Source organism: Bacillus sp. FSL W7-1354, assembly GCF_038002405.1.
GTDB classification, from domain to species: domain Bacteria; phylum Bacillota; class Bacilli; order Bacillales; family Bacillaceae; genus Bacillus; species Bacillus paralicheniformis.
The window spans coordinates 4098538-4111479 of record NZ_JBBOCL010000001.1; the positions used below are offsets into that span (position 1 = coordinate 4098538).

The window sequence follows — 12942 nt, forward strand, 5'->3', positions numbered from 1 at the left end:
TTAAATAAAGTGTTTTTTCGAAAAATTGTAACGGATTGGTAATGCGTGACGATAGTAAATGTGTTAACATAGGATCATTACATGTAAAGGAGAGTATGTGAATGTCCGAACGCACCTTAATTTGGAAAAACAAACACATCAGATCGCAAGTTGATGTTGTAAGTTCAAGGCTGCAGCCAACGCTCCTTTTACGAAATGCCTCTGTACTGAACCCGTATGTAAAGCAATGGATTCTGGCAAACGTATGGATTCATCATGACAGAATCGTTTACGTCGGCCGTGACTTGCCGAAGACGGCTGTTAAAACTACAATAGATTGTGAAGGAAAATACATTGTACCCGGGTATATTGAGCCGCATGTCCATCCTTTTCAAATTTATAATCCCCAAACTTTGGCTGAATATGTGTCACAGTTTGGAACGACGACATTCGTAAATGACAACTTGTTTCTGCTTTTGCATTGCGGAAAAAAGAAAGCGTTTTCTATATTGGAAGAACTGAAAAAACAGCCTGTCCACTACTATTGGTGGTCAAGGTATGACTTGCAGACTGAAGTGTTGAATGAAGATCAAATTTTATCGATCGATTACCGAAAACGTTGGGGAGAACACCCGGACGTCATCCAGGGAGGAGAAATGACAGGCTGGCCGCGCCTCTTGGACGGCGATGATCTGCTCCTTCATTGCATGCAGTGCACGAAAAGAAGGAGAAAGCGGATCGAGGGTCATTTTCCGGGGGCATCGGAAAAAACGCTCACGAAGATGAAGCTTTTCGGCGCTGATGCAGATCATGAAGCCATGACTGGAAAGGAAGTGCTGAAGCGGCTTGAACTTGGATACCACGTCGGCTTGAGGCAGTCTTCCATCCGTCCTGATTTGCGAAAGATTTTGCGCGAGCTGCACGAAGACGGCTTTCACCATTATGACCATATGTTTTATACAACGGACGGTGCAACGCCGAACTTTTATAAAGAAGGCATGACAAACAAGCTGATTGAAATTGCCATCGAAGAGGGTGTGCCGCTAATCGATGCCTATAATATGGCTTCGTTTAATATTGCTAAGTATTATCATATGGAGGATATCCTCGGTGTGGTGGCACCGGGCAGATACGCAACGCTCAACATTTTGAATAGCCCTGATGAACCGAATCCGGAGACAGTTTTGGCAAAAGGGCGGCTGATCAAATCAGGCGGCGTAAATATGAATGCGTTTACAGTTCCGGATTGGCAAAAAGGGGGTCTTGTCCCTCTGAACCTTTCATATGATCTAACGATGGATGACTTGCAGTTTTCCATGCCGCTCGGCTTAAAAATGAGGAATTCCGTGATTATGGAGCCTTATACGATTGAGATTGACAACTCTGTCAACCAGCTTTCTTTTGACCATGATGAAAGCTATCTCTCGCTGTTCGACAAATATGGAAAATGGCGTGTCAATACGATGCTGAAAGGCTTTGCAACCCGCGTCCAAGGGTTCGTCAGCTCCTATTCGACAACGGGAGATATTATCGCGGTCGGCAAAAACAAGGAAGACATGCTTTTGGCCTTCAAGCGGATGAAAGAAATCGGGGGAGGTATCGTATTAGCGGAAAACGGAAAAATCCTGCACGAAATTCCTCTTCATTTAAGCGGCGGCGCATCAAATGAGATGTATGAAAAGGTGCTTGAAAGGGAAAAGACGTTAAAAGAGCTTTTGTTTGAAAGAGGCTATACGTTTGACGACCCGATCTACACCCTGCTCTTTTTGCAAAGCACTCATCTGCCTTATATCAGGGTGACGCCGAAAGGGATCTTTGATGTGATGAAAAAAACTGTACTCTTTCCATCGATAATGCGTTAAAATATAAAAGAGCGGGAGCTAATCTATGGTGAATCGATATGTAAGAGTACTGCTTTGTTTTGCTTCTCTTTTACTGCTTGCATCGTGCCAGTCGCAGGAACAGCAGGAAAAGGAAAAGAACATTCATCCGCTGACAGGATTGAAGGCGGACGGAGATATTCGGCAGCGGCCCATTGCCGTTGTGGTGAACAATCATTCAAAAGCACGGCCGCAGTCGGGATTAAGCAAGGCTGACATTGTCATTGAAGCTCTCAGTGAAGGACCGATCACACGATTGTTGGCGATCTATCAAAGCGACATGCCTGAAGCGGTTGGCCCAGTCCGCAGCGCCCGGGAGTATTTCATTGATTTGGCTCTCGGTTTTGACAGCCTCTTGGTGCATCACGGCTGGAGTCCGGGTGCAAAAAGCCGCCTGTTGAACGGCGACGCCGATCATATCAATGGGATGGATTACGACGGCAGCCTGTTTTGGAGGGCCGATTTTCGGGAAGCGCCGCATAATTCGTACACGTCATATAAAAATGTAAAGCAAGCAGCAGATGACAAAGGATATGCCATCGAAACCCGCACAGAACCGCTCACTTTTAAAGCAAGCCCTGACAAACCTTCGGATGCGCTTTATTCTATACGGTTAGATTACGGAACAAAATCCGTTACAAACCGTGTCGAATATGGTTATGATAAAAAGGTTGAAGGCTATGTGAGAAAGTCAGACGGTATTTTGACAACAGACCTTGAAACAGAAGAACCGGTTGTTCTTCAAAACATTCTAATAGCGGAAGCCGAACATCATATGAAAGATGCGTACGGGAGAAGGGATATTGACCTTCGTTCAGGCGGAAAAGGACTCCTTTTGCAAAACGGGGAAGTCCATCGGATCAGCTGGAAGAACGAAAACGGCCGGATCATACCGAAGACGGACGGCAAGACCGTTCCGTTTGTGCCGGGAAAAACGTGGATCAATGTCGTTCCCGATCTCAGCAAGGTTTCTATTAGCAAAGGAGAAGGTGTGTAAAGATGCAGATCGATAAATTGCGCGGGAGAGAGCTGGACCAGCTTTTTCAATCCATACTATCACTAAAAGATCTCGAAGAATGCTATCGTTTTTTCGATGATTTATGCACAATAAATGAAATTCAGTCATTGGCTCAGCGGCTCGAAGTAGCCAGAATGCTGCGCGACGGTAACACGTATCACAAAATTGAGACGGAAACCGGAGCGAGCACCGCGACCATTTCCAGGGTGAAACGCTGCCTGAACTACGGAAATGACGCTTATATCATGGCGCTGGACCGCGTCAAAGCAAATCAATCTGAATCATCTTCATGATGTCATGAAACCGCCTGGCTCAGGGCCCTGAGCACCGGCGGTTTTTTTGTGCTTTCTGCACGTTTATCGTTTATTCGTTATCCGTTTTTCGAAAGGGGCTGAATTTGTTATAATATTTAAATGGTAAGAACGAATGGAGGAGCTTTTTTCATGTACGATATTACCGAGTGGAAGCATGTCTTTAAACTCGATCCGAATAAAGATATTACGGATGATCAGCTTGAACAGCTGTGCGAATCTGGAACAGACGCGGTTTTGATCGGCGGAAGCGATCATGTCACAGAAGATGATGTCCTTCGGCTGATGTCAAAAGTGCGCCGCTTTTTAGTGCCGTGCGTCCTGGAAGTGTCGACGATTGACGCGATCGTCCCGGGATTTGATCTCTATTTTATTCCGACTGTGCTCAACAGCAGAGATACCGACTGGATTGCCGGCTTACATAAGAAGGCGATGAAAGAATACGGCGAGCTGATGTCACCTGATGAGATTGTTGTTGAAGGGTACTGTATTTTGAATCAGGACTGCAAGGCTGCCGCTTTGACAAACGCAGATACCGAGCTTGACATTGAGGATATTAAAGCATACGCCCGCGTGGCAGAACATCTTTTCCGCCTCCCGGTCTTTTATCTTGAATACAGCGGCATGCTGGGGGATTCGGAGACCGTTAAGGAAACAAAAGCGGTGCTTCAGGAAACGACGCTGTTTTACGGCGGCGGCATCAAAGATGCGGAGACGGCGGTAAAAATGGCTGAGCACGCCGATGTGATCGTCGTCGGAAACGCGATTTATGAGAATTTCGAAGATGCGCTGCAAACGGTAAAGGCCGTAAAAGGATGAGCACAACGAACCGGATTGGTTTATAATAGAACATATGTTTGAATAGGCGGTGAACGGAATTGAATTACATTAGCGACCAATTATTAAGCGGATTAAACAAGATGCAGCAGGAAGCGGTCAAAACGACGGACGGTCCGCTTTTGATCATGGCCGGAGCAGGAAGCGGAAAGACGCGGGTATTGACGCACCGCATTGCGTATTTAATGGCGGAGAAGCGCGTTGCCCCGTGGAACATTTTGGCGATTACATTTACGAACAAAGCGGCCAGAGAAATGAAAGAACGTGTGGAACGCATTCTCGGACCGGGAGCGGACGACATCTGGATTTCGACGTTCCACAGCATGTGTGTGAGAATTTTACGGAGAGACATCGACAGAATCGGCATCAACCGGAATTTCTCGATTCTTGATACGTCAGATCAGCTTTCCGTCATTAAAGGAATCTTAAAGGAAAGAAACATCGATCCGAAAAAATTCGATCCCAGAAGCATACTCGGATCGATCAGCAGTGCGAAAAACGAATTGATCGACCCGGAAGAGTACGAGAAAACAGCCGGCGGTTTTTTTGAACAAGTCGTCAGCGATGTCTACAAAGATTATCAGAAAAAACTGCGGAAAAACCAGTCGCTCGATTTTGACGATCTGATCATGACGACGATCATCCTGTTTGACCGGGTGCCGGAAGTGCTCGAATACTACCAGCGGAAATTCCAATACATTCATGTCGATGAGTATCAGGATACGAACAGGGCGCAGTATTTGCTCGTCAAAAAAATGGCGCAGCGCTTCGAAAACATCTGCGTCGTCGGGGACTCCGACCAGTCGATCTACAGATGGCGCGGCGCGGACATTGCCAACATTCTGTCGTTTGAAAAAGACTATCCGAATGCAAGCGTCATTCTACTCGAACAAAACTACAGGTCGACAAAGCGGATATTGAACGCGGCCAATGAAGTGATTCAGAACAACTCCAACAGAAAGCCGAAAAACCTCTGGACCGAAAATGACGAAGGAGCGAAAATCTCCTACTTCAGAGGCGACAACGAATTTGGCGAAGGCCAATTTGTCGCGGGCAAAATCAGGGAGCTCGTCGGCTCGGGAAAACGATCTTTCTCTGATATCGCGATTTTGTACCGGACGAACGCTCAATCGCGTGTCATCGAGGAAACGCTGATGAAAGCGAACATCAACTACAACATTGTCGGCGGCACGAAGTTCTATGACAGGAAAGAGATCAAAGACATCCTTGCGTATTTGCGCCTCGTCGCAAATCCTGACGATGATATCAGCTTTGCGCGGATCGTAAACGTGCCGAAGCGCGGCGTCGGTGCGACTTCAGTCGATAAAATTGCGGCTTATGCCGATATGAACGGAATGTCTTTATTTGAAGCGCTCGGACAGGTTGACTTTATCGGCCTCAGCGCAAGAGCGGCGAACGCGCTTGACGAGTTCAGACAGACGATCGAAAACCTGACGAACATGCAGGAATACTTATCTGTCACAGAGCTTACGGAAGAAATCCTTGAAAAAACCGAATACCGCGAAATGCTAAAAGCGGAAAAATCCTTGGAAGCGCAGAGCCGTCTTGAAAATATCGACGAGTTTCTCTCCGTAACGAAAAACTTTGAACAGCAAAGCGAAGATAAATCGCTCGTCGCCTTTTTGACGGATTTGGCCCTTATCGCCGATATCGATCAGCTTGATCAAAAGGAAGAAGAGACCGGAAATCAAGACGCGGTCATCTTGATGACGCTTCATGCCGCGAAAGGACTCGAATTCCCGGTCGTGTTCCTGATGGGGCTTGAAGAAGGGGTATTCCCGCACAGCCGCTCCCTGATGGAGGAAGCGGAGATGGAAGAAGAACGGAGACTCGCATACGTCGGCATCACGAGGGCTGAGGAAGAGCTTTATTTAACTAACGCGCGGATGCGGACATTGTTCGGGAGAACGAATATGAACCCGGAATCAAGGTTCATTGCGGAAATACCGGAAGAATTATTGGACAATCTAAACGAGAAGAAAAAAGATCTGAAAACGCCGTTTGGAAGAAAGCCGGAGCGGAGAGGCCCGGTTACCCGGCCGGCTGCATCGTACAGCAAAACCGGCGGCGACGGTGTCAATTGGGCAGTCGGCGACAAAGCCTCCCATAAAAAGTGGGGCGTCGGAACCGTTGTCAGCGTCAAAGGATCCGGCGAATCGACTGAGCTTGACATCGCCTTCCCGAGCCCGACCGGAGTGAAGCGTCTTCTCGCGGCCTTTGCGCCTATTGAAAAGCAATAAATGGCAAAAGACCTGAAATGAAAGGACGAAACCAATGGAAAAAGAAGCAGCTAAACGCCGTGTGGAACAACTGCATGCATTGATTAACAAATACAACTACGAATATCACACCCTTGACGACCCAAGCGTGCCTGATTCCGAATATGACAAGCTGATGAAGGAACTTATTGCTCTTGAAGAAGAGCACCCCGACCTGAAAACGCCGGACTCTCCTTCTCAGCGTGTCGGCGGAGCCGTTTTGGACGCCTTTCAAAAAGTGCAGCATAAAACGCCGATGCTGAGCCTCGGCAACGCGTTTAATGAAGAAGATCTGCGCGACTTTGACCGCCGCGTCCGCCAGGCGGTCGGAGATGTTGAGTACAACGTCGAATTTAAAATAGACGGTCTTGCTGTTTCACTGCGCTATGAAAACGGCGTATTTGTCAGAGGTGCGACAAGAGGCGACGGAACAACGGGCGAGGATATTACGGAAAATTTGAAGACCATCAGAAACATTCCCCTCCGAATGAAGCGCGCTCTTTCAATTGAAGTGCGCGGCGAGGCTTTTATGCCGAAGCGCTCCTTTGAATTGCTGAACAAAGCGCGGCTCGAACGGGATGAAGAGCCGTTCGCCAACCCGCGGAACGCCGCTGCCGGCTCATTAAGGCAGCTCGATCCGAAAATCGCCGCGAAACGAAATCTCGATATCTTCGTCTACAGTATAGCGGAGCTTGACGAAATGGGCGTTGAAACGCAAAGTCAGGGACTCGATTTCCTCGACGAACTCGGCTTTAAAACCAATCATGAAAGAAAAAAATGCAGCACGATCGAAGAAGTCATTGAGATCGTCGAAGAGCTCAAGACAAAACGCGCCGACCTCCCGTATGAAATCGACGGGATCGTCATTAAAGTCAACTCCCTTGATCAGCAGGAAGAACTCGGCTTTACGGCAAAAAGCCCGCGCTGGGCAATCGCCTACAAGTTTCCTGCCGAAGAGGTTGTCACAACGCTTTTGGACATTGAATTAAGCGTCGGCCGGACGGGTGCAGTAACCCCGACTGCGATTCTCGAACCTGTAAAAGTGGCGGGAACGACCGTCCAAAGAGCTTCTCTCCACAACGAAGATTTGATTAAAGAGAAGGATATCAGACTGCTGGACAAAGTCGTCATTAAAAAAGCAGGAGACATCATTCCCGAGGTTGTCAACGTGCTCGTCGAACAGAGGACGGGAGAAGAGAAAGAATTCAACATGCCGAAGGAATGCCCGGAATGCGGAAGCGAGCTTGTCAGAATTGAAGGAGAAGTCGCGCTTCGCTGCATCAATCCGGAGTGCCCGGCTCAGATCAGGGAAGGCCTGATCCATTTCGTTTCCCGGAACGCGATGAATATAGACGGTCTTGGCGAGCGCGTCATCACCCAGCTGTTCCGCGAAGACCTCGTCCACAATGTCGCCGATCTGTATAAGCTGACGCGCGAGCAGCTGATCAATCTCGAGCGGATGGGGGAAAAATCGACCGACAACTTATTGAAGTCGATTGAAAAATCGAAGGAGAATTCATTGGAACGGCTTCTCTTCGGACTCGGCATCCGCTTCATCGGCGCCAAAGCGGCCAAGACACTGGCGATGCATTTTGAAACGCTTGACAGGCTCAAAAAAGCGACAAAAGAAGAATTGGTCGAAGTCGATGAAATCGGCGAGAAGATGGCGGACGCCCTCGTCACTTATTTTGAAAAAGAAGAGATTTTAAAGCTGTTGGACGAGCTTGAAGAACTCGGGGTGAACACCGAGTATAAGGGCCCGAAAAAAGCGGCCGCTGAAGCGAGCGATTCGTATTTTGCGGGGAAAACGATCGTCCTGACCGGGAAGCTCAACGAAATGTCGCGGAACGACGCGAAAGCGGAAATCGAAGCGCTCGGCGGAAAAATCACAGGCAGTGTAAGCAAAAAAACCGATCTCGTCATTGCCGGCGAAGCGGCAGGCAGCAAACTGGCGAAAGCTGAAGAGCTGAACATCGAAGTATGGGATGAAGCAAGACTGATCAGTGAGCTAAAGAAATAAGAGGAGTGTTTTCTATTGAAAAAGATATTATGTTTGGCGGCTGCTGCGGGTATGCTCATGCTCTCGGCCTGTGCGCCGAATTTTGGGGGAGAAGAAGAGCAGGAGATGGTGCAGAAAACGGATAAGTCGAAAGAAAAAGCCATCATTCCGAAATACAACATCTCCGATTCTTATTATAAAATGGTTCTTCCTTTCAAGGCGGGGAAAGCCCGCGGCTTGACGACCGAACGCCTGAATACGCGGCTGGATATCGATGAATTTGAGACAGGCATGATGCGCCTTGCGCAAGATTCATTTTCTACTGACGATTACCTTTTTCAAGAAGGACAATATCTGGATGAGGATACAGTTACGAGCTGGCTCGCCCGCAAAAAAACGGGAGACGACCTGAAAAAAGCGGAGAAAGACGATAAAAACTTCAAAAACCTCGGACTGAACCCCGCCCTTTCCGGGAGCGGGTCAACAGAGAAGCAAAACGAAGAAAGCCCGGTATACCTCGCCCATATGCTTGAGCATGACTACCTCGTCCGCAAAGACAAGGATACGATTGAGCTCGGCGGCGTCGTGATCGGCCTTGCGCTGAACTCTGTCTACTACTACCGCGAAAATGTCGGCGACCCGCAAAAAGAAGTGACCATCAGCGACAAAAAGCTGAGGCAGGAAGGCGAAAAAATCGCCGAGGAAGTGGCGAAACGGATCAGAAACATGGATGATTTGAAAAACATTCCGCTGACCATCATGCTCTACAAGCAGGCGCCTAAGTCATCGATCGTCCCTGGAAACTTTATCGCCAAAACCGATGTGAAATCAGGGACAAGCGAGCTCGGCGGCTGGGATAAAATCAATGAAGAGTACACGTTCTTCCCTTCAACAGAAGGTTCAGAGAAACATCCGGATGACGCGGAGCTTTTCAAACGCTTTAAAAACAAAGTCGATACGTATTTTCCAAACTACACAGGGGTTGTCGGCACGGCTCTCTATAAAGACGACCAAATGCAGGACATGAAAATCAACATCCCGATGCAGTTTTACGGCAAAAGCGAAGTCATCGCCTTTACCCAGTTCTTGACCGGTGAAGTAATGGATTACTACGGCAAAAGCGGACTGAACGTTGAGATCAACATTAATTCGTCAGCCGGGCAGGAAGCCGTTATCCTGAAAAAGCCGGGAGACAAGGAACCGACTGTTCATATTTATGATTCATAAAAAAGAAGCAGCCTTCTCGGCTGCTTCTTTTTGTCACGCGGAAAAAGGAATAAGGAGACCTATCATTCATTCACGGTGCGCCAACAAGATATTTTTTTATAGTGTTCTGAATAAAATACTATTGCAAAATTAGGATACAACTCTTATAATTGATTATACAGAATATAGTATATTGTTTTGAGGAAGATGAATTATGTGGGAAAAATTTTACTCTAAAAATGGTTTGGCTGCTAAAAATATTGCTAAAGAATTGATGAATATCAAAGCAGGTGAAAAAATTCCCCGCATCTCAGACTACTGTCATAAGTTATCCATCGGCAGGGGGACTGTCCAAAGTGCGCTGAATTTATTGGTTGATATGAAAGCGATTCATTTGGAGGCTAGAGGCCATTTAGGAACGTTTTTGGTAAGTAAGGATAACAATTTATTACTTGAGATTGCAGGTATTGCACCATTAATCGGCTCAATGCCACTTCCGTATTCAAGGAAATATGAAGGGCTGGCAACAGGGATTGTGGAAGGGTTTGAATCAACCGGAAAAACAGTTAACTTGATCTATATGCGTGGCGGAGTGAATCGAATCGAAGCAGTCCGAACAAAAAGAAGTGATTTTGCAATTGTTTCTAAGATGACGGCAGATCATATCATAGCAGAATATCCAAATTTGAAAATTTTTAAGAAATTCGGGGAAAGCAGTTATGTATCTTCCCATAAAATCTTCTTAGCTCATCCAAATGAGGAAATAGGTAAGGATGTTGTAAGAGTAGGTGTTGATTTGGAGTCCCTGGATCAGAAACAATTAACATTGGCTGAATTTGAAAATAAAAATGCTGAGTTTGTCAATATGAATTATATGCAGCTTTTCGATATGCTTCTTTCAAAACAAATTGATGCAGCAGTTTGGAATGCCGATGACAAAAGAATGATTCAAACGTTTAAAGCAATCGATTTTTTTTCACCGAAAGCCAAGAAAATTTCCAAGGATACAACTGAAGCCGTTATTGTTATTGAAGGAGACAGAGAAAAAGAAATAGCAGAAAAGTGGCATTTGGTTAATGAGAAACAAATATTAGACACTCAAAAAAGTGTAGAAAAAGGAGAGAAAATACCGCGCTACTAAAATGCCGGCCCATCCGACTTGTCATTCAATACATGAGGCGATGGGTCAGCATTTGAAATTTAAAATACTAAATACAGTATATTGGAGGAACTGGCGTGAACCAAATACAGCTGGAAGAAAAGTTGTCTATTTTACTAACGAGTCGAGTGATTACAAAAAATGCTTTCAACACAACTTTGAACACATTTGTTTTCTTATCAAAAAAGCTGAAAAAGGAGGTGATCAAAGACTCTGAAATGTTTTGGACGCACATGGCGATGGCTTTAACTAGAATTGAGAGGGGAGAAAGCGAAGAAAGTCCTGCAATTGCCATCATCAATGAAGTGTACGAAACACCATATAAAAATGCTATAGAAGAAGTGATAGATTTTATACATTCACTGGCAGGTTTAGAACTTCCAGAAGGTGAGCGTGTCTATTTTTATCTTCATCTTCATAAAGTCATAGAATCTAATGAATAGGAGGGTTTTATTATGGTGAGAATCGTAATAGGCGGACAGTTGAAAAAACAAGCGATTGAAAAACTTGTTAAAGAAATTGGGGGAAGCAATGTAGAAGTTTTGGTTAAAGGTGATTTGGACGCTGTTATGGCTGTGAAAAACAATAAGGTAGATTATTATATTGGCGCCTGTGAAACAGGATCCGGTGGTGCGCTTGCAATGGCAATTGCATTATTAGGCAAAGATAAATGCGTCACCTTGGCTTCGCCAAGTACCATAAAAAACAAGGAAGAGATCGAGAAGGAAGTAGAAAGCGGCAAAATTGCCTTTGGTTTTACAGCTTCGTCTTCACAAAATATATTAAACATTTTAATTCCTTATTTATTAAAATAAATGAATTTTTTTCTTTATATTTTGTTACACCGGCTTCAACTGTATACATTTTTTTCAGTTAAAGAAAGCGCTTTCCTGGATGATTTAAGAAGCACGGATGACATGATGTACAGAAGATGAGAAAAATCATAGAGGTGAATAATGAATGGACCTTTCTTTAATTCAATGTCTTGTCATAGCGGCTGTTGGTGCATTAGGTTCTATACTAGTAAATCGCGGAGTAGCAGTGTTTAATGATGGTTTGCGACCGATTATGCCTGAATACCTTGAGGGGAGAATGACAAGAGGGGAGCTTGCTGCAACAAGTTTTGCATTAAGTTTTGGCTTAATCATAGGGTTTGGTATTCCGCTTTCAATAGGAGCAACAATCATTATTGGACACAGCATTTTATTGGCGTGTGACATTATTGGCATTTGGACTCCGGAAAACAAAATAGGCATGATAACTGCAGGGGTTATTGGTGCCGTTTATAGTATTGGAATCGTTTTAGGACTGCAATTTGTAGTAGATTTATTTGGCATGTTTCCCGTGAATTTTATAGATTCTTTAAGTCTTATTGGTCAGCCTATTATTATTGCATTTACAGTATTTCCAGCTGTAGCGGTTGGATATCAGCACGGTTTAAAAAAAGCCGCCGTCACTGCAATCGTCACTTTGGCTTCGTTTCTCTTATTCGAGAAGTTTGGAACATTTCAAGCTGCAGGATATAAAATTTCGCTCAGTCCTGAAGGAATGGCTTTATTAGCAGGAATGTTAATGATGATTTATTATGCAGCGAGAATTAGAGGCGGTGATGAATCTACTAATGCAAATTTAGTGAATATATTTAATGAGCGTGTAAATCGAATTAAGAAAAACCGCTGGTTATTAGCTCTTATGGGAGGACTTGTTTCTTTAACATCATCCATGCTGATTTTAGCAGTGGATGCAATGCCTCAAGCATTGATTAATAAAGAGCTTTACACAGAGGCGGCAATCGCTACATTTGCACGTGGAATTGGCTTCATCCCTTTAGTTTTTTCAACTGCGATCGTAACAGGAGTTTATGGTTTAGCTGGTACCACTTTGGTATTTGCAATCGGTCTTATTTTCAGGGATATACCGATTTTAGCATTTCTGTTGGGCTTTTTAGTCATGTATTTAGAGGTCGTATCATTATCCGCAGTATCAAAAAGTATGGACAAACTGCCTGGTGTAAGGGAGATGGGGGAGCATATTCGCACTTCGCTGTCAGATGTTCTAGGAATGGCTATATTAATTGGCAGTGCGATGGCAGGGGAAAAAATTGCTCCCGGTATTGGCTTCTTCTGGGTGATTGGATTTTATTTAATAAACCGAATTGCATCAAAACCACTTGTTGAATTGGCTGTCGGCCCTATTGCAGTTATATTGTTGGGGATTGTTGCCAATCTTCTCTATGCAGTCGGTTTATGGCAGGTTGGCTAAATCATCGAAAGA

11 protein-coding genes are annotated in these 12942 nt (G+C 45.3%); all 11 read left to right on the top strand.

Translation table 11 applies throughout. From position 1 onward, the window contains the following. Positions 1-101: 101 nt before the first annotated feature. The 11 genes from MKZ04_RS20700 to MKZ04_RS20750 all read left to right on the top strand — a co-directional run bounded on the left by MKZ04_RS20700 (position 102) and on the right by MKZ04_RS20750 (position 12930). Positions 102-1841, top strand: coding sequence for an adenine deaminase C-terminal domain-containing protein (locus MKZ04_RS20700; protein ID WP_095292965.1), 1740 nt, complete (start codon positions 102-104; stop codon positions 1839-1841). Positions 1842-1869: 28 nt separating this feature from the next. Next, positions 1870-2856, top strand: a complete 987-nt coding sequence (locus tag MKZ04_RS20705) for a DUF3048 domain-containing protein (protein WP_025810323.1) — start codon at positions 1870-1872, stop codon at positions 2854-2856. Between the two features lie 2 nt (positions 2857-2858). Then, the gene (locus MKZ04_RS20710; protein ID WP_003179568.1) at positions 2859-3170 is read left to right on the top strand and encodes a YerC/YecD family TrpR-related protein; all 312 of its coding nucleotides are present in this window, start codon (positions 2859-2861) and stop codon (positions 3168-3170) included. A 150-nt stretch (positions 3171-3320) separates the two neighbouring features. Beyond that, on the top strand, positions 3321-4007 hold the full coding sequence (locus MKZ04_RS20715; RefSeq protein WP_020450451.1) for a heptaprenylglyceryl phosphate synthase: 687 nt from the start codon (positions 3321-3323) through the stop codon (positions 4005-4007). A gap of 59 nt (positions 4008-4066) precedes the next feature. Continuing rightward, the gene (gene pcrA / locus MKZ04_RS20720; protein ID WP_025810325.1) at positions 4067-6286 is read left to right on the top strand and encodes a DNA helicase PcrA; all 2220 of its coding nucleotides are present in this window, start codon (positions 4067-4069) and stop codon (positions 6284-6286) included. A gap of 34 nt (positions 6287-6320) precedes the next feature. Next, entirely contained in the window at positions 6321-8324 is a 2004-nt protein-coding gene (gene ligA, locus MKZ04_RS20725; protein ID WP_075213011.1) for an NAD-dependent DNA ligase LigA, read from the top strand. Positions 8325-8339: 15 nt separating this feature from the next. Further along, positions 8340-9530: a CamS family sex pheromone protein gene (locus MKZ04_RS20730; protein ID WP_023855598.1), complete on the top strand. Its 1191-nt coding sequence runs from the start codon at positions 8340-8342 to the stop codon at positions 9528-9530. 193 nt (positions 9531-9723) lie between these two features. After that, positions 9724-10650 carry a GntR family transcriptional regulator YhfZ gene (gene yhfZ, locus MKZ04_RS20735; RefSeq protein WP_341046934.1) on the top strand — a complete coding sequence of 309 codons (927 nt, stop codon included), beginning with the start codon at positions 9724-9726 and terminating at the stop codon, positions 10648-10650. A 95-nt stretch (positions 10651-10745) separates the two neighbouring features. Next, positions 10746-11111: a PRD domain-containing protein gene (locus MKZ04_RS20740; RefSeq protein ID WP_020450456.1), complete on the top strand. Its 366-nt coding sequence runs from the start codon at positions 10746-10748 to the stop codon at positions 11109-11111. A gap of 12 nt (positions 11112-11123) precedes the next feature. Next, complete coding sequence (locus MKZ04_RS20745) at positions 11124-11483, top strand: DUF2620 domain-containing protein (RefSeq protein ID WP_020450457.1); 360 nt, start codon at positions 11124-11126, stop codon at positions 11481-11483. Between the two features lie 145 nt (positions 11484-11628). Beyond that, entirely contained in the window at positions 11629-12930 is a 1302-nt protein-coding gene (locus tag MKZ04_RS20750; RefSeq protein WP_020450458.1) for a YhfT family protein, read from the top strand. Positions 12931-12942 lie beyond the last annotated feature (12 nt).